Source organism: Enterobacter cloacae complex sp. OE43NF (genome assembly GCF_023544405.1).
Classification (GTDB): domain Bacteria; phylum Pseudomonadota; class Gammaproteobacteria; order Enterobacterales; family Enterobacteriaceae; genus Enterobacter; species Enterobacter cloacae.
This window is the reverse complement of the sequence record NZ_JAMJFW010000032.1, coordinates 37,964-58,623: the sequence shown is the minus strand read 5'-3', so window position 1 is coordinate 58,623 and position 20,660 is coordinate 37,964. Positions and strand designations below refer to the sequence as shown.

The following is a 20,660-nucleotide window of genomic DNA, read 5'->3' as shown; positions in this document are numbered from 1 at the left end:
ATGATTTATACCACTGGCACTATTGCCATCAGCGGAAATACCCTTACAGGTACGGGAACAAACTTCACTGCAGCTGGCTCGCTGATTCGTAACGGCTGTACCGTCATCGCGCTGACCAGCCCAGCGCAGGTTTTCCAGATCACCGTTATCGGCGGCGCAACCTCTCTCACCGTTACGCCAGCTGCCAACCCTGCTATCCCTGCTGGAACCAAATATGCCATTCTTCTGAGCGACAGCCTGAGCGTTGACGGCCTGGCACAGGATATTGCTGAAACGTTCACGATGTACCAGCGCTACATGAGCGGGTTCGCTGATGTGATGAACGGTACTACAGACGTCACTATCACGATTAACGGTGTGGCCGTCACAGTACCAGGCCAGAAATCACTGGCGAAGAAAGGGGCAAACAGCGATATAACCAGCCTAAGCGGCCTGACTACCGCACTCAGTATCAGCCAGGGCGGAACAGGTGCAAAGAATGCTGCTGACGCCCGCACAAACCTCGGTTTAGGAAGTAGCGCCACTGCTGACAGTCAAACCAGTTCGACAGATACATCATCGGGGCGGGTATTGAAAGTCGGGGCATTTGGTTTGGGAGCTACGGCCACCACTCCTCCAGCGGATACCTATACGGGTTTTTTCTGGCAGGGAATCGGCGGGAATGCTAACCCTGATTCTGTTTACGGCTATGCGCATCTTGTAGTGGCGGTGTCAGGAACATATCGAACCAGGATGGCCCAAACTTATTTTGGAACACCAAGGTTATGGATTCAGAATATTAACGGCTCCTCATATTCAACCTGGGCTCAGGTTTACACCACAGCAAATACCACAAAAGCCAGCGATGGTACCCTAAAGGCTGCGTCTCCAGTTGCCCGTATCGTAGCGAGCCAGGAAGCCTGCCAGCGCGCCGATATAGCTGAGGAAGGTTTCTCCTGGTGCGGTTGCGGTACGGCAAACGCTGAGGCGGAAGGAATCAACATTTCCCGGCTCGATGTCGGTGTCTACGTACTGACTGGTTCGACAGGCCTGGCATCTGATGGATGGCAACTGCTGCCGCCAATGGACCCTGGCGGCATGGGAGAACTGGGTGTGGTTGAGGCAGAGCAAACCGACAATGGCGAGCTGACAATCCGCCTGTTTAAGCGCAAATACATGCTCAACGATGAAGGAGAGATCGTTAAAACGAAAGGGGCTGCTATGGATGTTCCGTCTAACAGTTGGATCGATGTGCGACTGGACATGCCTGAAAACAGTGTATGGAATCAACGCCAGAAAGCAGCCGTGGACGCTGCGGAGAATGAATCTGGTTCGTAAATAAATGTTGGCAGCCAGATAAAAATGGCTGCCATATTTTGTCACATACCAACCTGACGGACTGTAGGAAACTCAGAAACAAGCCACATGTCGGATTCATCAAACATTTCCTCCAGCATACGGTTCAGCTTTTCCCGATCACTTTTGCTGGCATCGCTATTCAAGCCGTTCGCCTGCATTGGCTTAACCTTCACTTCTGCGTCAGGGAAAATCTGGTGCACCCGCTTCGTCAGCTCGGCCAGAATGATCTCTCTGGCCCCTTCGAGCCCCTCAACATTACGCTTGTCATAAACCAGTTCTACGAACATAAGTGCTCCGCTAATCACTGTTTGAATATACAGTATTTTTGCTTTGGCGGTTTTGTCTGTCAAGGCATGAACCACTTGTTTTTAAATTTTGGGGAACATACTGCTGGCGTGTTTGTTATTGATTTGCCCTACAGGGCTGATGTGGTCTGGCGCTGACTAGAATTATGCGTGGGGCATGGATGGGGCAAAAGTGGTCTGTGAAGTTCGTTAAAGTTCGTTAATCAAGCTTTATCTCGATCTCGCTCATCCCTTGTTTAAAGCGCTCCTGGACGATCTTTATCGATTTTAAAAACTATGAGTTCATATTATACAAATGTAGCAAAAAGGGTGTTTGTACCTGAAAAGATGAACATTCTGCATAGCGCGATCTACACAACAGGAATAGACTGGAATCGTTATTCGACAAACGATGCATAAGGTTTTCTATGACACAACAGCCACAAGCCAAATACCGCCACGACTATCGTGCGCCGGATTACCTGATTAGCGATATCGATCTGACTTTTGACCTGGATGCCACTAAAACCGTTGTGACGGCGGTAAGCCAGGTGACGCGCCAGAGCGCGACGGCAGTGCCGCTGCGTCTGGATGGTGAAGACCTGACGCTGGTCTCCCTGCATATTAATGATGCAGCCTGGACTGACTATAAAGAAGAAGACAACCAGCTGGTGATCGATAACCTGCCGGAACGCTTTACGCTGCGCATCGTGAATGAAATCAGCCCTGCCGCCAATACGGCGCTGGAAGGGCTCTACCAGTCTGGCGTGGCGCTGTGCACCCAGTGTGAAGCGGAAGGTTTCCGCCACATCACCTGGTATCTTGACCGTCCGGACGTGCTGGCGCGTTTTACTACCAAAATCATCGCGGATAAAACGCTTTATCCTTTCCTGCTCTCTAACGGTAACCGCGTGGGTGAGGGTGAGCTGGAAAACGGCCGTCACTGGGTACAGTGGCAGGATCCGTTCCCGAAACCATGCTACCTGTTTGCGCTGGTGGCGGGTGATTTCGACGTCTTACGTGACACCTTCAAAACCCGTTCTGGCCGCGAAGTGGCGCTGGAACTGTTCGTTGACCGTGGCAACCTCGATCGCGCGCCATGGGCGATGACCTCGCTCATCAACTCCATGAAATGGGACGAAGAGCGTTTTGGTCTGGAATACGATCTCGACATCTATATGATTGTCGCCGTCGACTTCTTCAACATGGGCGCGATGGAGAACAAAGGTCTCAACATCTTTAACTCCAAATACGTGCTGGCCCGTACCGATACCGCCACCGATAAAGACTACCTCGATATCGAGCGCGTTATTGGCCACGAATATTTCCATAACTGGACCGGTAACCGCGTCACCTGCCGCGACTGGTTCCAGCTGAGCCTTAAAGAAGGCCTGACCGTATTCCGTGACCAGGAGTTCAGCTCCGATCTGGGCTCGCGGGCGGTTAACCGCATCAACAACGTGCGCACCATGCGTGGGTTGCAGTTCGCGGAAGATGCCAGTCCGATGGCGCACCCAATTCGTCCTGACAAAGTCATCGAGATGAATAACTTCTACACCCTGACGGTGTATGAAAAAGGGGCGGAAATTATCCGTATGATCCACACCCTGCTGGGCGAGGAGAACTTCCAGAAAGGGATGCAGCTCTATTTCGAGCGTCACGACGGCAGCGCCGCCACCTGCGATGATTTTGTGCAGGCAATGGAAGATGCGTCGAATGTGGATCTCTCTCACTTCCGCCGCTGGTACAGCCAGGCCGGTACGCCGATTGTCACCGTTAAAGACGATTACAATCCGGAGACCGAGCAGTACACCCTGACCATCAGCCAGCGCACGCCGCCAACGGCTGAGCAGGAAGAAAAATATCCGCTGCACATTCCGTTCAGCATTGAACTGTATGATAACGAAGGCAAAGTGATCCCGCTGCAGAAGGGCGGCCACCCGGTACACAACGTGCTGAACGTGACCCAGGCAGAGCAGACCTTTATCTTCGATAACGTCTATTTCCAGCCGGTGCCTGCACTGCTGTGTGAATTCTCTGCACCAGTGAAGCTGGAGTACAAGTGGAGCGATCAGCAGTTGACGTTCCTGATGCGTCACGCGCGCAACGATTTCTCCCGCTGGGATGCCGCGCAAAGCCTGCTCGCGACATACATCAAGCTGAACGTTAATCGTCATCAGCAGGGCCAGCCGCTGTCGCTGCCGGTTCACGTGGCTGACGCGTTCCGTGCGGTTCTGCTGGATGAACAGATTGATCCGGCCCTCGCGGCTGAAATCCTGACGTTGCCGTCCGCGACCGAAATCGCCGAGCTGTTCGAGACCATCGATCCTATTGCCATCGTGGCTGTGCGTGAAGCGCTGACCCGCACGCTGGCGGCCGAACTGGCGGATGAGTTCCTGGCGATCTACAACGCCAACAAGCTGGATGCGTACCGCGTGGAACATGGCGACATTGGTAAACGTTCCCTGCGCAATACCTGTCTGCGCTACCTGGCCTTTGGTGAAACAGACCTGGCGAACACGCTGGTGAGCAAGCAGTATCACGAAGCGGATAATATGACCGACGCGCTCGCAGCCCTGGCGGCAAGCGTGGCAGCCGAGTTACCGTGCCGTGATGCGCTGATGCAAGAGTATGACGACAAGTGGCACCAGGATGGCCTGGTTATGGACAAGTGGTTCATTCTGCAGGCGACCAGTCCGGCAGCCGATGCGCTCAGCAACGTGCGCAGCCTGCTGAAGCATCGCTCCTTTACCATGAGCAACCCGAACCGCGTCCGCTCCCTGATTGGCGCGTTTGCCAGCAGCAACCCGGCTGCGTTCCACGCGGAAGACGGCAGCGGTTATCAGTTCATGGTAGAAATGCTGACCGAGTTGAACAGCCGTAACCCGCAGGTGGCATCACGCCTGATTGAGCCGCTGATCCGCCTGAAACGCTACGATGCGCAGCGCCAGACGAAGATGCGTGCCGCGCTTGAGCAGCTTAAAGGGCTGGAAAATCTCTCTGGCGATCTGTACGAGAAGATTTCGAAGGCGCTGGCGTAATATAAACGTTAATCCCACCCTCTCCCTGTGGGAGAGGGCCGGGTGAAGGCATCAGGCATTAGCCGTAATCAAGGCGCGCTCATTCACACCGCGCCTCATCACTCGCTCCAGCACCTCCGCTTCCAGCTCTGCCAGTCTGGCCGATCCCACACGGCGAGGGCGTGGAATATCTACCGTCAGATCCAGACCAATTTTTCCCTCTTCTATTAACAGCACCCGGTCAGCCATGGCGACGGCTTCGCTCACGTCGTGCGTCACCAGCAGGACCGTAAAACCGTGCTCCTGCCAGAGCGAGGCAATTAAATCCTGCATTTCAATCCGCGTCAGGGCATCAAGTGCCCCGAGTGGCTCATCGAGCAGCAGCAGGCCTGGACGATGTATCAACGCCCGCGCCAGCGCTACGCGCTGTTTTTGCCCGCCTGAGAGGGCCGCAGGCCAGTCACCGGCGCGATCCTCCAGCCCGACGGCGGCCAGCGCCTGACGCGCCTCCTCCCGCCAGTGACCTTTCAGCCCCAGCCCGACGTTATCGATCACCGTTTTCCAGGGCAGCAGGCGCGCATCCTGAAACATCATGCGAGTATCATCCTGAATATTGGCCAGCGGCGTTGTCCCTGCCAGAATCTCCCCTCCATTCGGCGCTTCCAGTCCGGCTAACAGGCGCAGCAGCGTACTCTTGCCGCCGCCGCTGCGGCCGACAACGGCCACAAATTGTCCGGCGGGGATATGCAGATCCAGGGCGTTAAGAATGGTTTTGTCGCCGTAGCGTTTCGTGACGCCGTTAAGTAACAGCGGTGTCCCCTGAGTGAGTCGGGCGGTATTCATGCTTTCGCCTCCTGAGAGAAATAGGCCGGGTTCCAGCGCAGCCAGCTGCGTTCCAGCCACTGGGCGCTGACGTCAGCAAGTTTGCCCAGCAGGGCATAAAGGATAATGGCGACTACCACCACGTCCGTTTGCAGGAATTCGCGGGCGTTCATTGCCAGATAGCCAATGCCGGAGTTGGCTGAAATGGTCTCCGCGACGATCAGCGTCAGCCACATCAGGCCGAGCGCAAAGCGAACGCCAACCATAATGGAGGGCAGGGCGCCCGGCAGCAGCACGTTGATAAACAGGGCAAATCCTGATAATCCGTAGCTGCGTGCCATCTCAACCAGCCCGCGATCGATATTGCGGATCCCATGCCAGGTATTGATGTAAATCGGGAACAGCGTGCCCAGCGCCACGAGGAAAATTTTGGCGCTCTCATCGATACCAAACCACAGAATGACCAGGGGGATCAGCGCCAGATGCGGTACGTTGCGCAGCATCTGAATGGAGGTATCCAGCAACCGTTCCCCCCAGCGGGACAGGCCGCTGATCAACCCCAGCGTCAGGCCGATGCTCCCGCCGATGGCAAACCCAATCACCGCGCGCCAGGAGCTAATGGCCAGGTGCTGCCACAGCTCGCCGCTGGCACTCAGCGACCAGAAGGCTTCGATCACCCCCTCTGGAGAGGGCAGGATACGGCTCGACAGCCAGCCGGTGGAGGAGGCCAGTTGCCAGATAAGGACAATGCCGACAGGTAAAAACCACGGGGCGGCGCGCAACAGCCATTTTTGTGTGGTGAGAGACATAGCCACTCCTTAGCTTTGCGCGACTTTTCGCGGAATAAACTCGTTGGCCACGGCTTCGCCCTGAAGCTGCAGCTGGCGGGGCTGCGGAATGTCCGGGATAGCGACATCCAGATGCGGGAACAGCAGTTCACCCACTTTGTATGCCTCCTCAAGATGCGGATAGCCCGAGAGGATAAAGCTGTCGATACCCAGCTCGGCATATTCGTTGATACGCGCCGCGATGGTCGGGCCGTCACCCACCAGCGCAGTACCAGCACCACCGCGTACCAGGCCGACACCCGCCCAGAGATTGGGGCTGATCTCCAGGTTCTCGCGTTTGCCGTTATGTAACGAAGCCATCCGGTGCTGTCCTACGGAGTCGGTTTTCGCAAATGCCGCCTGCGCTTTGGCGATGGTCTCATCGTCCAGATGCGAGATCAGCCGGTCAGCGGCCTGCCAGGCCTCTTCGTTGGTTTCACGCACAATAACGTGGAGGCGAATGCCAAAGCGCACCTTTCGGCCGTGGGCGGCGGCTTTGGCCCGCACCTGGGCAATTTTCTCTTTCACCAGTTCAGGTGGCTCCCCCCAGGTCAGATAGAGATCGACCTGTTCTGCCGCCAGATCCTGTGCCACATCCGACGATCCGCCGAAGTAGAGCGGTGGACGCGGCTGCTGTACCGGAGGAAAGTAGAGTTTCGCGTCGCGAACATGAATATGCTTGCCATCAAAGGTGACCGTTTCCCCCTCAAGCAGACGTCGCCAGACGCGGGTAAACTCGGCGGAGGCCTCATAGCGTTCCGTATGATCGAGGAACACGCCGTCACCGGCCAGTTCCTGCGGATCGCTGCCGGTGACCAGGTTAAACAGCGCGCGTCCGTTGGAGAGCCTGTCGAGCGTTGCCGCCTGACGTGCGGCAACGGTCGGGGAAACCACGCTCGGACGCAATGCCACCAGGAATTTCAGGCGCTGGGTGACCGGGATCATCGACGCGGCGACCAGCCAGGCGTCTTCGCACGAGCGTCCGGTGGGGATCAGCACGCCGGTGAAACCGATTCGGTCTGCCGCCTGCGCAATCTGCTGCAGATAGCCGTGGTCAACCGGGCGCGACCCTTCTTCGGTGCCAAGATAGTGTCCATCACCGTGGGTGGGTAAAAACCAGAAAAGATTCAGACTCATGATTTGGCTCCTTCTTTGGCTGCGGGTTGCCAGATGCGTTCGCGAATGTTCACCTGTTTTGGTACTAAGCGGTTTTGATAAAAGAGGTCGGCAGTCTGTTGTTGCAGGGCTGCAACATGCGCGTCCACCGGGATAATGGTGGTGGGTGGACGGTGGTTGAGGTAGCTCGCGATCACCGCCTCCGGTAAGCCCATGGTTTTCGCCAGCAGGGTGATGCTCTCCGGGCGCTGGCTTTGCGTCAGGGTATCGGCCTCGGTAAAGGTATTCAGGACCTCCTGAACAAAGGCACCGTTTTTCTCTGCATACGGACGGGCTGCAAGGTAGAACGAACCGGTCTGTTTCAGGGTTGTGCCATCTTTCAATACCCGTACGCCGCCCTGAAGTAATGCCGCGGAGTAGTAAGGATCCCAGATAGCCCACGCGTCGACATTGCCTTGCTGGAAGGCGGCGCGGGCATCAGCAGGGGTCAGATAGACGGGCTGAATATCGGTGAACTTTAGCCCGGCCTCCTGCAGGGCGCGGAGTAGCAGGTTGTGCGAGCTGGAACCTTTCTGGAATGCGACTTTGTGACCTTTAAGTTCGGCGACATTTTTAATGGCGCTATTTTCCGGCACCAGAATCACCTCGGCTTTGGGCTTGGGTGGCTCAACGCCAACGTAGACCAGATCGGCCCCGGCCGCCTGCGCAAAGATCGGTGGAATATCGCCAGTACTGCCTAAATCAATGCTTCCAACGTTCAGCGCCTCCAGCATTTGTGGCCCGGCAGGAAACTCCACCCAGGAGAATTTGGTCTGTGGGAAGCGTTTTTCCAGAAGCTGGTGGCTTTTTGCCAGCACCATACTGACGCTGCCTTTCTGGTAACCAATGCGCAAACTGTCAGGTGCCGTCTCTGCTGCATGGGTCAGGGACGAGAGTGTGAGCAGACCAGCCAGGCTGATACGGGTAAGTGTTTTAAACATGTGCGACTCCTTGTGGCTGTCCAAACGCAGGTGCCTGAATATCGCGACGGTGCAGGGCATGCCAGAATGTCTCCAGCGCAGTGTCGAGCCGGGTTTGCAGATTCGGGGTGAAATGCGGTTTGTGCTGGTAATCGATAACCTGCGAGTCATCGGCAAAAACGCCGTGCAGGATCTCCTGCGCCTTCAACGCGTTCAGTACCGGCTTCAGGGCGTAATCCACGGCCAGTAAATGGGCAACCGTACCGCCCGTAGCCAGCGGCAACACCACTTTTCCATCAAGTGCACGTTCAGGCAGCAGATCGAGCAAGGTTTTCAGTGCGCCGGAAAATGAGGCTTTATAAATCGGGGTCGCGACGATAAGCCCGTCAGCACTTTTTAGCTGTTCAATCAGGGTTTTCAATGCCGGACTGTCAAAGCGCGCGTAGAGCAGATCCTCAGGTTCAAAGTTGTGCAGATTCCAGTGGCACACTTCCACATCCAGAGCATTAAGCCTTTCGCGGGCATATTCCAGCAGGGCGCTGGAACGAGAAGGGAAACGTGGACTTCCGGCCAGGGTGATGACGCGCATGTGTGCTCCTTATAACTAATTGTTTGCTTTTATCTAACATTCATAACAATTTTCAGGAGTGTGACACTGCGTGGTTATTCCACTAAATGATTTATCCGCAATTAAAATGCGAAAAAGCGCATAAGAAGTGTACGGGGAAGTAAACGTTTGCGTTTTACGCTGATTTTTTTGCCGCAGGTCAATTCCCTTTCCGGGCAGGATCGCACATAATCCCCTCCCGGTTTGCACACCGGGAATCCAGGAGAGTTCATGTACTACCCCTTCGTTCGTAAAGCCCTTTTCCAGCTCGACCCTGAGCGCGCTCATGAATTTACATTCCAGCAATTACGCCGTATTACGGGAACGCCGCTGGCCGCGCTGGTGCGTCAGAACGTGCCGGAAAAACCTGTGCAGTGCATGGGTCTGACCTTTAAAAACCCGCTGGGTCTGGCGGCAGGTCTGGATAAAAATGGCGAGTGCATTGATGCCCTGGGCGCGATGGGCTTTGGTTCCATCGAAATCGGTACCGTCACACCGCGTCCACAGCCGGGTAATGATAAGCCGCGTTTGTTCCGCCTGGTCGAAGCCGAGGGGCTGATCAACCGCATGGGCTTTAATAACCTCGGCGTGGATCATCTCGTAGAAAACGTTAAAAAAGCCCATTTTGATGGTGTATTAGGCATCAATATTGGCAAAAATAAAGACACGCCGGTTGAACAGGGTAAAGATGACTACCTGATTTGTATGGAAAAAGTCTACGCCTATGCCGGTTATATCGCCGTGAATATTTCATCGCCGAATACCCCGGGGCTACGTTCTCTGCAATATGGTGAAGCGCTGGACGATCTTCTCAGCGCCATTAAAAATAAACAAAATGAGCTGCAGGCGATCCATCATAAATATGTTCCGGTGGCGGTTAAGATCGCACCGGATCTTTCTGCTGAAGAATTGATCCAGGTTGCCGACAGCTTAGTTCGCCATAATATTGATGGTGTGATTGCGACCAATACGACGCTCGATCGCTCCCTCGTCCAGGGAATGAAAAACTGTGACGAAGCGGGTGGGTTAAGTGGACGTCCGGTACAATTAAAAAGTACGGAAATTATTCGTGCGCTCTCCGCCGAATTAAAAGGTCGTCTGCCAATAATCGGTGTCGGTGGTATCGATTCGGTGATTGCTGCGCGCGAGAAGATGGCTGCGGGCGCCTCACTGGTGCAAATCTATTCCGGCTTTATTTTTAAAGGCCCGCCGCTCATAAAAGAAATCGTTACTCATATCTAATCTTTTCTCTTAATTAGACAACTAGGGCTTTATTTCCAGCCCTGGTTGTTTTATATTCCGTCACTGTTGCTTATTTAGACATTATAGTCTTTTATTAATGGTGTTATAAACGAAGCGGCGAATGGGACATTTTTAGTACAGGACGTTTGGGTACGGGAGAGACACATGCGAATTAAACCTGACGATAACTGGCGCTGGTATTTTTGTGAAGAGCATGACCGAATGATGCTCGATTTAGCCAATGGCATGTTGTTCCGTTCTCGTTTTGCGCGTCGAATGTTAACCCCGGACGCTTTCTCCCCGTCTGGCTTTTGTGTAGACGATGCTGCGCTTTATTTCTCCTTTGAAGAGAAATGCCGTGACCTGCTGCTCTCAAAAGAACAGCGTGCCGAACTGATATTAAACGCGCTGGTGGCGATTCGTTTTCTGAAACCGCAAATGCCGAAAAGCTGGCATTTTCTGCCGCATGATATGAACTGGACGCCGTCCACGGGCGATGCGGCCAGCGTCAATCTGAGCGATACCGCAGAAGAGGTGAGTTTACTGGTGGTGGAACCTGGCGAAAATGCCGCGCTTTGTCTGCTGGCTCAGCCCGGCGTGACCATTGCCGGGCGGACGATGCAACTCGGGGATGCCATTAAGGTCATGAATGACAGGCTGAAACCGCAGCTGCGCGTGGATTCGTTCAGCCTGGAACAGGCGGTTTAAGCTTCCAGCTGTATCGACGTTTTTGGAATACAGCTACAGCACAGGATCGTCCCGTCATCACCGATTGCGGATTTCTTCAGCGCACTGACGTCGCCCCCGACCAGCTTGATTCGACAGCAACCACAGATACCCGCCCGACAGGAATACGGGATACGGATCCCGGCTTGCTCCAGCTGCTCAAGTATCACCTGCTGATTGTTACCCCGTATAACGCGGCCCTGCCAGTGAATATCCACTGCGGAACTGGCTTGCGTCTCAACGTCTACCGTTTCTTCTTCCTGACCCGCACCGTACACGCGCGCAGGCCCACGGGTGAGAATTTCCACCTCGTCACCCACGCGGATCACTCCGCTTGAGCGTGGAATAAGATTCTGGCCGAAATCCACGTCGCCATTATCCTGCGCGGTACGGAATGATTGCAGGGTTTTCAGCGGTTCGCCGGAAGGATGCTTCAGGCCTTTCTCCGGACTTACGGTGGTGAAAATGCAGCGGCTGCACGGCTTCACGACATCAAAAATGACGCTGCCGATGCGGATCACTTTCCAGGTATCTTCATCCCAGGCTTTCGTACCGGTCACCACCAGATTCGGGCGAAATTGCTCCATCTGCACGCTGGCCTTACAGCGACGCTGCAGGTCACGCAGCGAGGCTTCGCTGGTTAACAGGAACGGGAAACCATCGGCAAACGAGAGGGGAACCGCGTCGTGGCGCTTGACGCGTCGCGTCAGCGCCGGACCCACCCAGCGCAGCTGTACCTCGCGGGAGAAGAAGCCGCTCAGCCAGCGGTTAATCTCGTCCGGAGCGATGCGAGCGGTAAAATGATTGCCCCACACTTCCGTTGGCGCATCGACAGGCGCAAAATCAGCAAAGCGAATCACCACGCTTGAGCCATCCGGGGCGGTGAGGTGCAGGCCGTCATGCAGCGGCGAAGGCGTAAAGCGCACCATCTGCGGGAACTGGCGTGCGGTAATGAACGTACCGTCAGGCTCGGTGATCATAAAAATACGATCGAAGGCAAATCCACTGATGTCAGCCAGGGCGTGAGAAACGCCGATACCGCGCATGGATTTCACCGGATGAATAAAAAGCCTGGATAACGTCGCCACTGTGCACAGTCCCTCGAATGAAAATAAGCCTTCAACTTTATGACATACACGTCATATTAGCTATAATGCGCGACAATTTTCTTAGAGTAAAAGTGACGATATGAATTCTCTGTTTGCCAGTACGGCCCGTGGGCTGGAAGAGCTGTTAAAAACTGAACTGGAAGCCCTGGGCGCGCAAGAGTGCCAGGTGGTTCAGGGTGGTGTCCATTTTGAGGGCGACACACGGCTTATTTACCAGAGCCTGATGTGGAGCCGCCTGGCGTCGCGCATCATGTTGCCGATGAAAGAGTGCAAGGTCTACAGCGATCTTGATCTCTATACCGGCGTACAGATGATCGACTGGACAGAGATCTTCACGCCAGACGCGACCTTCGCAGTGCATTTTAACGGCGTAAACGATGAGATCCGCAACAGCCAGTACGGCGCGCTGCGCGTGAAAGATGCCATCGTGGACTGCTTTACCCGTAAAAACAAAGAACGACCAAACGTCGATCGTGAAAACCCGGATCTGCGCATTAACGTCTGGCTCAATGGCGATACCGCCAGCATCTCTCTGGATCTGAGCGGGGCAGGTCTGCATCTGCGTGGCTACCGCGATCGCACCGGTATGGCACCCATCAAAGAAACGCTGGCCGCCGCCATCGTGATGCGCTCCGGCTGGCTGCCGGGCACGCCGCTGCTCGACCCAATGTGTGGTTCCGGTACGCTGCTGATTGAAGCCGCGATGCTGGCCACCGACCGCGCTCCCGGCCTGCATCGCGGCCACTGGGGCTTTAGCGGCTGGGCGCAGCACGATGAAGCGCTCTGGAAAGAGGTCAAAGCCGAAGCGCAGGCCCGTGCGCGTAAAGGCCTGGCGGAGTATACCTCGCATTTCTATGGCTCTGACAGCGACCCGCGCGTCATTGAACGCGCGCGCAGCAATGCCCGTCGCGCAGGTATCGGTGAGCTGGTGACCTTTGACGTGAAAGATGTCGCGAACCTGACCAACCCGCTGCCGAAAGGCCCGTATGGTACTGTTATTAGCAACCCGCCATACGGCGAGCGTCTGGATAGCGAACCGGCGTTGATTGCCCTGCACAGCCTGCTGGGCCGCAATATGAAAGACTACTTTGGCGGCTGGAATCTCTCCCTGTTTAGCGCTTCACCAGAACTGCTGAGCTGTCTGCAGCTGCGTGCCGATCGCCAGTTTAAGGCGAAGAACGGCCCGCTGGACTGTGTGCAGAAAAACTACCATCTGGCGGAGAAAGCGGCGGACAGCAAACCGTCGGGCGTGGCGGAAGATTACGCTAACCGTCTGCGCAAGAACCTGAAGAAATTTGAAAAATGGGCCAAACAGGAAGGCATTGAATGCTATCGCCTGTATGACGCCGATCTGCCGGAGTACAACGTGGCGGTTGACCGCTATGCAGACTGGGTGGTGATTCAGGAATATGCTCCACCAAAAACCATTGATGCGCAAAAAGCGCGCCAGCGCATGCTGGACGTGATCGCAGCGACGATTGCCGTGCTTGGCATCGCGCCAAACAAACTGGTGCTGAAAACCCGCGAGCGTCAGAAAGGGAAAAACCAGTATCAGAAGATGGGTGAGAAGGGCGACTTTATTGAAGTGGGCGAATACAACGCTCGCCTGTGGGTTAACCTGACAGATTACCTCGATACCGGGCTGTTCCTCGACCACCGCATTGCCCGTCGTATGCTGGGCCAGATGAGCAAAGGTAAGGACTTCCTTAACCTGTTTTCCTACACCGGTAGCGCCAGCGTGCATGCGGGCCTGGGCGGCGCGCGCAGCACCACTACGGTGGATATGTCGCGCACCTATCTGGAGTGGGCGGAGCGCAACCTGCGTCTCAATGGCCTGACCGGACGCCAGCATCGTCTGATGCAGGCCGATGTCCTGGGCTGGCTGCGTGACACCGATGAACAGTTCGATCTGATCTTCATCGATCCGCCAACATTCTCCAACTCCAAGCGTATGGAGGATAGCTTTGATGTACAACGCGATCACCTGCGCCTGATGACCGACCTGAAGCGCCTTCTGCGTAAAGGCGGCACGATTATGTTCTCGAATAACAAACGCGGTTTCCGCATGGATCACGACGGCCTGGCCGCTCTGGGACTGAAAGCACAAGAAATCAGCCAAAAAACGCTGTCTCAGGACTTTGCCCGTAATCGTCAGATCCATAACTGCTGGCTTATCACCGCGGCCTGAAAGGAAAAATAAATGTCTTTAATTAGTATGCACGGTGCGTGGCTCTCCTTCAGCGACTCACCGCTTCTCGACAATGCTGAACTGCACATCGAAGACAACGAACGCGTCTGTCTGGTGGGCCGTAACGGCGCGGGTAAATCCACGCTGATGAAAATCCTCAACCGCGAGCAGGGTCTGGATGACGGGCGTATTGTTTACGAGCAGGATCTGATTGTCTCCCGCCTGCAGCAGGATCCGCCGCGTCATGTCGCCGGCAGCGTGTACGATTTCGTGGCGGAAGGGATTTCGGAGCAGGCTGAATACCTGAAGCGCTATCACGAAATTTCTCATCTGGTGATGACCGACCCGAGCGACAAAAATCTTAACGAACTGGCGAAAGTCCAGGAGATGCTCGATCACCACGGCCTGTGGCAACTGGAGAACCGTATTAACGAGGTGCTGGCTCAGCTGGGCCTGGAGCCGGATATGCAGCTGTCTGCGCTATCTGGTGGCTGGTTGCGTAAGGCGGCACTGGGCCGCGCGCTGGTCAGCGGGCCGAAGGTGCTGCTGCTGGATGAACCAACCAACCACCTGGACATTGAAGCGATCGACTGGCTTGAAGGGTTCCTGAAAACTTTCAGCGGTACCATTATCTTCATCTCCCACGACCGTTCCTTCATTCGCAATATGGCGACGCGCATTGTCGATCTCGATCGTGGCAAGCTGGTCACCTATCCCGGCGATTACGATACTTATCTGCTGGAAAAAGAAGAAAACCTGCGCGTGGAAGAGCTGCAAAACGCCGAATTCGACCGCAAACTGGCGCAGGAAGAGGTGTGGATCCGTCAGGGTATCAAAGCCCGCCGTACCCGCAACGAAGGCCGCGTTCGTGCCCTGAAAGCGATGCGTCGTGAACGCAGCGAACGTCGCGAAGTGTTGGGCAGCGCCAAAATGCAGGTAGAAGAGGCCTCCCGTTCCGGGAAGATCGTCTTCGAGATGGAAAACGTTAACTACCAGGTTGACGGGAAAGTGCTGGTGAAAGACTTCTCCGCCCAGGTTCAGCGCGGGGATAAAATCGCCCTGATTGGCCCCAATGGCTGCGGTAAAACCACGCTGCTGAAGCTGATGCTGGGCCAGTTGCAGGCGGATAGTGGCCGAATTCACTGCGGCACCAAACTGGAAGTGGCCTATTTTGACCAGCACCGTGCAGAGCTGGATCCGGACAGAACGGTGATGGATAACCTTGCCGAAGGTAAGCAGGAGGTCATGGTAAACGGTAAGCCGCGCCATGTGCTGGGCTATCTCCAGGACTTCCTGTTCCACCCTAAACGGGCGATGACCCCGGTGCGTGCGCTGTCTGGCGGTGAGCGAAACCGTCTTCTGCTGGCGCGGTTATTCCTGAAACCAAGCAACCTGTTGATTCTCGATGAACCAACCAACGACCTGGATGTCGAAACGCTCGAACTGCTGGAAGAGCTGATCGATGGTTATCAGGGCACCGTGATGCTGGTGAGCCACGACCGTCAGTTCGTTGACAATACCGTGACCGAATGCTGGATCTTCGAAGGCGAAGGGCGGATTGGTCAATATGTGGGTGGCTACCACGACGCGAAAGGGCAGCAGGCACAGTCGCTGGCGCAAAAACAGGCGAAGTCTAAAACAACGACTGAACCTGTTGTAACAAAAGCAGAAACTGTCAAGAAAACCTCGGCTAAACTAAGCTATAACCTGCAGCGCGAACTTGAGGGTTTGCCTCAGCGTCTTGAGGAGCTGGAGGCCGCGCTGGAGGCGCTGCAAGCGCAGGTTGCCGATGCATCCTTCTTCACCCAATCGCACGACTATACTCAAAAAGTCCTGGCCGAATTGTCCGCAGCTGAAAAAGCTCTGGAAGAAGCATTTGAGCGCTGGGAGTACCTTGAGTCTCTGAAAAACGGCGCATAAATAGGGATAACATATGTGTGACCAGCACCATGCCGACAGGCATATATTATGCTCGCAATGCGATATGCTCGTGGCGTTGCCAGAGCTTGGTCACGGACATAAGGCCCTATGCCCGCGTTGCGGCACAACGTTGACAACCGAATGGGACGCGCCAAGACAGCGTCCCACGGCGTATGCGCTGGCCGCGTTGTTCATGTTGTTGCTCTCTAATCTCTTCCCCTTCATCTATATGAAGGTGGGAGGGATGACAAGCCAGGTTGATCTGCTTGAAATTCCGGGGGTGATGTTCTCGGAAGATTACGCCAGCCTCGGCACCTTCTTCCTTCTGTTTGTGCAGATCGTTCCGGCTTTTTGTCTGGTTGTCATCCTTTTGCTGGTCAACCGCGTAAAAATGCCCGCAGCCCTGAAAATCAAACTGGCGCGAGTCCTGTTTCAGCTTAAAAGCTGGGGGATGGCCGAGATTTTTCTGGCGGGTATTCTGGTCAGCTTCGTAAAGCTGATGGCCTACGGTGACGTGGGGATTGGCAGCAGCTTTATCCCGTGGTGTCTCTATTGTGTGCTGCAGCTGCGCGCATTCCAGTGCGTTGACCGGCGTTGGGCATGGGATGATATCGCTCCGGCTCCCACGCTTGCCCAGACGGTGAAGGTTGGCGTGCCGGGGATCCGCCAGGGGCTGCGCTCTTGCTCCTGCTGTACTGCCGTGCTGCCCGCGGATCTGGACGTCTGCCCACGCTGTGAAACCAAAGGCCATGTGCGACGCAAAAATAGCCTGCAGTGGACCATGGCGCTGCTGGTGACCTCAGTCATGCTGTATCTTCCCGCGAATATTCTGCCGATCATGATCACCGATTTGCTCGGTGACAAAATGCCCTCGACGATCCTCGCCGGGGTGATATTGCTGTGGGGCGAGGGATCTTATCCGGTGGCTGGGGTGATTTTTATCGCCAGTATTATGGTGCCTACCTTAAAAATGATCGCGATTGCCTGGCTCTGCTGGGATGCGAAAGGGCACGGCAAACGCGATAGCGAACGCATGCACCTCATTTATGAAGTTGTCGAGTTTGTTGGACGCTGGTCAATGATTGACGTGTTTGTCATTGCCGTTCTCTCTGCACTGGTGCGGATGGGCGGTTTGATGAGTATTTATCCTGCGATGGGGGCTTTAATGTTTGCGCTGGTCGTGATTATGACCATGTTTGCGGCCATGACCTTCGACCCTCGTTTATCGTGGGATCGTGAGCCTGAATCAAGCCATGAGGAAGAGTAAGAGCATGGAAAATAAGAGTGGAGAGGCGAAAGTGCAGAAGGTCAAAAACTGGTCACCGGTGTGGATTTTTCCCATCGTGACGGCGCTGATCGGTGCATGGATCCTGTTTTATCATTACAGCCATCAGGGACCGGAAGTGACGCTCATCACCACCAATGCCGAGGGGATTGAGGGCGGTAAAACGACCATCAAAAGCCGCAGCGTGGATGTAGGGGTGGTTGAAAGCGCCACCCTGACGGATGATTTAACGCACGTAGAAATTAAAGCGCGGTTAAATGCCGGGATGGAAAAGCTGCTTCACGGTGACTCCGTTTTTTGGGTGGTTAAACCGCAGGTCGGACGGGAAGGGATCAGTGGTTTAGGCACGCTGCTCTCGGGCGCGTACATTGAGCTACAGCCGGGGGCAAAAGGGGCGCAGCCAGCCCAGTATCAGCTTTTAGACTCTCCACCGCTTGCGCCGCCTGATGCAAAAGGGATCCGCGTGATTCTCGACAGTAAAAAAGCGGGCCAGCTCTCACCTGGCGACCCGGTGTTGTTCCGCGGCTATCGTGTTGGCTCAGTCGAGACCAGCACCTTTGATCCGCAAAAAAGGACCATCAGCTATCAGCTATTCATCAATGCGCCAAACGATCGTCTGGTGACCAGCAACGTACGCTTCTGGAAAGACAGCGGGATCGCGGTCGATCTCACCTCAGCAGGTATGCGCGTTGAAATGGGGTCGCTGACCACCCTGTTTGGCGGCGGCGTCAGCTTTGACGTGCCGGAAGGGCTGGATCTGGGGCAGCCGGTGGCCGAGAAAACGGCCTTCAGGCTCTTTGACGATCAAAGAAGCATTCAGGACGCGCTCTATACCGATCATATTGATTACCTGATGTTCTTTAAAGATTCCGTCCGCGGCCTGCAGCCGGGTGCGCCCGTTGAGTTCCGCGGTATTCGTCTGGGTACGGTCGGACAGGTGCCGTTCTTTGTGCCGGGACTTCAGCAAGTACTTGATGATGACTATCGTATTCCGGTGCTGATCCGCATTGAGCCAGAGCGTCTGGTTAACCAGATTGGCGAGAATCAGGATATCGGCGCGCATATTACCGATTTAATGAACCGTGGCCTGCGCGGCTCGCTGAAGACTGGCAACCTGGTGACTGGTGCGCTGTATGTGGATATGGATTTCTATCCAAAAGCTCCGCCGATTACCGGTATCCGTGAATTTGGCGGCTACAAGATCATTCCAACGGTGAGCAGCGGTCTGGCTCAAATCCAGCAGCGTCTGATGGAAACACTGGATAAGATCAACAATCTGCCACTGAATCCGATGATAGAAGCGGCGACAGGCTCGTTGCATCAGAGCCAGGAGACGATGCAGCGTCTGCAAACCACGCTGGATAACATCAATAAGCTCACGGCAAGCCAGAGCATGCAGCAGTTGCCGCAGGATATGCAGAAAACGCTGCGTGAACTGAACCGTAGCATGCAGGGCTTCCAGCCTGGTTCGGCGGCCTACAACAAGATGGTGGCAGATATGCAGCGTCTTGATCAGGTCTTGCGTGAACTGCAGCCCGTACTGAAAACGCTCAATGAGAAGAGCAACGCGCTGGTGTTTGAAGCAAAAGATAAAAAGGATCCTGAGCCGAAGAGGGCGAAACAATGAAAAAATGGCTAGCGATTGTAGGTGCGATGGTGCTCACGGCCTGTAGCTCAGGGAGTGAAACGAAAAGCTACTATCAGCTGCCGCTGATGGCGCAGGCGGGTGCACAGAGCACCGCCTCGCAGGGCAACCGTCTGCTGTGGGTTGAGCAAGTGGCTGTGCCAGATTATCTGGCCGGCAACGGGGTGGTTTACCAGACCAGCGATGTGCAGTATGTGATTGCGAATAATAACCTGTGGGCCAGCCCGCTGGATCAACAGTTGCGCAATACGCTGGTGGCGAATCTCAGCAGCCAGCTTCCGGGCTGGGTTGTCGCCTCCCAGCCTCTTGGAAGCGACCAGGACACGCTGAACGTGACGGTAACGGGCTTCCATGGTCGTTATGACGGTGCCGTTGTCATCAGCGGAGAATGGCTGCTTAACCATCAGGGACAGCTGATTAAGCGTCCGTTCCATCTGGAGCTCAAGCAGCAAAAAGATGGCTATGATGAAATGGTGAAAGTGCTTGCCCAGGGGTGGGCACAGGAATCGGCCAACATCGCGAGAGAAATCTCCCGGCTGCCATAAGTAAAATTCATCATCAAAAACCGCAATCGGTCTGCCACTGATTGCGGTTTTTTTTCGTTTTCACGTCAGACCGTTACTTGTCCCGGGTCACAATTTTTGTACAAATGATCTTCTGGCTAGCTCACAAATATGACATCCGTATGAATTTTGAACGTTGACGCTACGACTAATTCGGGGTATTCGTTATCTGTGCCTGCACGCATTGTGCAGTCACTGTTTTCTTTCCACCAGACAAAAGAATGAGGGAAACGAGGCATGAAGAGACAGAAACGAGATCGCCTGGAACGGGCTCATCAACGTGGTTATCAGGCCGGCATCGCTGGACGATCTAAAGAAATGTGTCCTTATCAGACGATTAATCAAAGGTCACAATGGCTGGGAGGCTGGCGAGAAGCCATCGGCGACAGGGCACTCATAGCCTGATAACGTCTCTTTAAAAACAGAAACCTCCGCAATGCGGAGGTTTCGCCTTTCTGAAGCCGCGTATAGCAGCGTTTAGAAAGCAGATGTATCCTGGAACAGGCCCACTTTCAGGTCGTTCGCGGTATAGATCAGACGGCCATCTACCAGCACTTCGCCATCCGCCAGGCCCATAATCAGGCGGCGGTTAACAATGCGTTTGAAGTGAATACGATAGGTCACTTTCTTCGCAGTTGGCAGAACCTGACCCGTGAATTTCACTTCACCCACGCCCAGCGCACGGCCTTTACCTTCGCCGCCCAGCCAGCCCAGGTAGAAGCCAACCAGCTGCCACATCGCATCCAGGCCCAGGCAGCCAGGCATTACCGGATCGCCAATAAAGTGGCAACCGAAGAACCACAGGTCCGGATTGATATCGAGTTCTGCTTCTACGTAACCCTTATCGAAGTTGCCGCCGGTTTCGGTCATTTTCACGACACGGTCCATCATCAGCATGTTCGGGGCCGGTAACTGTGGGCCTTTCGCGCCAAACAGTTCACCGCGACCAGAGGCAAGAAGATCTTCTTTTGTATAGGATTCGCGTTTATCTACCATGTTCTCAGTAAGC

General features: G+C 55.0%; 18 protein-coding genes. 10 read left to right on the top strand and 8 right to left on the bottom strand.

Annotated elements, in window-relative coordinates; translation table 11 throughout:
* A partial coding sequence (locus M8370_RS15645; RefSeq protein WP_250021308.1) for a phage tail fiber protein occupies nucleotides 1-1,317 on the top strand: 1,317 nt, incomplete at its 5' end.
* A gap of 41 nt (nucleotides 1,318-1,358) precedes the next feature.
* On the opposite strand, the gene M8370_RS15640 is transcribed toward M8370_RS15645, so the two are convergent.
* Nucleotides 1,359-1,625 carry a DinI family protein gene (locus M8370_RS15640; protein WP_000497435.1) on the bottom strand — a complete coding sequence of 89 codons (267 nt, stop codon included), beginning with the start codon at nucleotides 1,623-1,625 and terminating at the stop codon, nucleotides 1,359-1,361.
* Between the two features lie 425 nt (nucleotides 1,626-2,050).
* Here M8370_RS15640 and pepN point away from each other — a divergent pair, with 425 nt between their 5' ends.
* A complete protein-coding gene (gene pepN / locus M8370_RS15635) occupies nucleotides 2,051-4,663 on the top strand; it encodes an aminopeptidase N (RefSeq protein WP_130627006.1) in 2,613 nt (870 codons plus the stop codon).
* A gap of 51 nt (nucleotides 4,664-4,714) precedes the next feature.
* Here pepN and ssuB read toward each other — a convergent pair whose 3' ends face one another.
* The 5 genes from ssuB to ssuE are packed head-to-tail and all read right to left on the bottom strand — an operon-like array spanning nucleotide 4,715 to nucleotide 8,955.
* Nucleotides 4,715-5,485 (bottom strand): aliphatic sulfonates ABC transporter ATP-binding protein, encoded by a 771-nt coding sequence (gene ssuB, locus M8370_RS15630; protein WP_038985600.1) that lies wholly within the window; start codon nucleotides 5,483-5,485, stop codon nucleotides 4,715-4,717.
* Nucleotides 5,482-6,273 (bottom strand): aliphatic sulfonate ABC transporter permease SsuC, encoded by a 792-nt coding sequence (gene ssuC, locus M8370_RS15625; RefSeq protein ID WP_048972455.1) that lies wholly within the window; start codon nucleotides 6,271-6,273, stop codon nucleotides 5,482-5,484. The genes ssuB and ssuC overlap by 4 nt, the downstream gene beginning before the upstream one ends.
* A gap of 9 nt (nucleotides 6,274-6,282) precedes the next feature.
* Nucleotides 6,283-7,428, bottom strand: coding sequence for an FMNH2-dependent alkanesulfonate monooxygenase (gene ssuD, locus M8370_RS15620; protein WP_250021307.1), 1,146 nt, complete (start codon nucleotides 7,426-7,428; stop codon nucleotides 6,283-6,285).
* Nucleotides 7,425-8,387 (bottom strand): sulfonate ABC transporter substrate-binding protein, encoded by a 963-nt coding sequence (locus tag M8370_RS15615; RefSeq protein ID WP_023619891.1) that lies wholly within the window; start codon nucleotides 8,385-8,387, stop codon nucleotides 7,425-7,427. The genes ssuD and M8370_RS15615 overlap by 4 nt, the downstream gene beginning before the upstream one ends.
* A complete protein-coding gene (gene ssuE / locus M8370_RS15610) occupies nucleotides 8,380-8,955 on the bottom strand; it encodes an NADPH-dependent FMN reductase (protein ID WP_023619892.1) in 576 nt (191 codons plus the stop codon). Before ssuE ends, M8370_RS15615 begins: the two co-directional genes overlap by 8 nt.
* Before the next feature lie 249 nt (nucleotides 8,956-9,204).
* Here ssuE and pyrD point away from each other — a divergent pair, with 249 nt between their 5' ends.
* On the top strand, nucleotides 9,205-10,215 hold the full coding sequence (pyrD, locus tag M8370_RS15605; protein WP_013097269.1) for a quinone-dependent dihydroorotate dehydrogenase: 1,011 nt from the start codon (nucleotides 9,205-9,207) through the stop codon (nucleotides 10,213-10,215).
* Nucleotides 10,216-10,380: 165 nt separating this feature from the next.
* A complete protein-coding gene (gene zapC, locus M8370_RS15600; RefSeq protein WP_020689696.1) occupies nucleotides 10,381-10,923 on the top strand; it encodes a cell division protein ZapC in 543 nt (180 codons plus the stop codon).
* Here the strand turns inward: zapC and M8370_RS15595 are convergent.
* On the bottom strand, nucleotides 10,920-12,029 hold the full coding sequence (locus M8370_RS15595) for a YcbX family protein (RefSeq protein ID WP_250021301.1): 1,110 nt from the start codon (nucleotides 12,027-12,029) through the stop codon (nucleotides 10,920-10,922). The two genes, zapC and M8370_RS15595, sit on opposite strands and share 4 nt — an antisense overlap.
* A gap of 100 nt (nucleotides 12,030-12,129) precedes the next feature.
* On the opposite strand from M8370_RS15595, the gene rlmKL reads away from it, so the two are divergent.
* From rlmKL to rmf, 6 genes are all read left to right on the top strand, one after another.
* On the top strand, nucleotides 12,130-14,238 hold the full coding sequence (gene rlmKL / locus M8370_RS15590) for a bifunctional 23S rRNA (guanine(2069)-N(7))-methyltransferase RlmK/23S rRNA (guanine(2445)-N(2))-methyltransferase RlmL (RefSeq protein ID WP_048972447.1): 2,109 nt from the start codon (nucleotides 12,130-12,132) through the stop codon (nucleotides 14,236-14,238).
* 12 nt (nucleotides 14,239-14,250) lie between these two features.
* Nucleotides 14,251-16,158, top strand: a complete 1,908-nt coding sequence (locus M8370_RS15585) for an ABC transporter ATP-binding protein (RefSeq protein WP_250021300.1) — start codon at nucleotides 14,251-14,253, stop codon at nucleotides 16,156-16,158.
* A 13-nt stretch (nucleotides 16,159-16,171) separates the two neighbouring features.
* Nucleotides 16,172-17,425, top strand: a complete 1,254-nt coding sequence (gene pqiA, locus M8370_RS15580) for a membrane integrity-associated transporter subunit PqiA (protein ID WP_028027912.1) — start codon at nucleotides 16,172-16,174, stop codon at nucleotides 17,423-17,425.
* 4 nt (nucleotides 17,426-17,429) lie between these two features.
* The gene (gene pqiB, locus M8370_RS15575; RefSeq protein WP_013097263.1) at nucleotides 17,430-19,070 is read left to right on the top strand and encodes an intermembrane transport protein PqiB; all 1,641 of its coding nucleotides are present in this window, start codon (nucleotides 17,430-17,432) and stop codon (nucleotides 19,068-19,070) included.
* Nucleotides 19,067-19,633, top strand: coding sequence for a membrane integrity-associated transporter subunit PqiC (pqiC, locus tag M8370_RS15570; RefSeq protein ID WP_102752519.1), 567 nt, complete (start codon nucleotides 19,067-19,069; stop codon nucleotides 19,631-19,633). Before pqiB ends, pqiC begins: the two co-directional genes overlap by 4 nt.
* 255 nt (nucleotides 19,634-19,888) lie before the next feature.
* The gene (rmf, locus tag M8370_RS15565) at nucleotides 19,889-20,056 is read left to right on the top strand and encodes a ribosome modulation factor (protein ID WP_013097261.1); all 168 of its coding nucleotides are present in this window, start codon (nucleotides 19,889-19,891) and stop codon (nucleotides 20,054-20,056) included.
* Nucleotides 20,057-20,128: 72 nt separating this feature from the next.
* On the opposite strand, the gene fabA is transcribed toward rmf, so the two are convergent.
* Nucleotides 20,129-20,647: a bifunctional 3-hydroxydecanoyl-ACP dehydratase/trans-2-decenoyl-ACP isomerase gene (gene fabA, locus M8370_RS15560; RefSeq protein WP_000227926.1), complete on the bottom strand. Its 519-nt coding sequence runs from the start codon at nucleotides 20,645-20,647 to the stop codon at nucleotides 20,129-20,131.
* Between the last annotated feature and the right edge of the window lie 13 nt (nucleotides 20,648-20,660).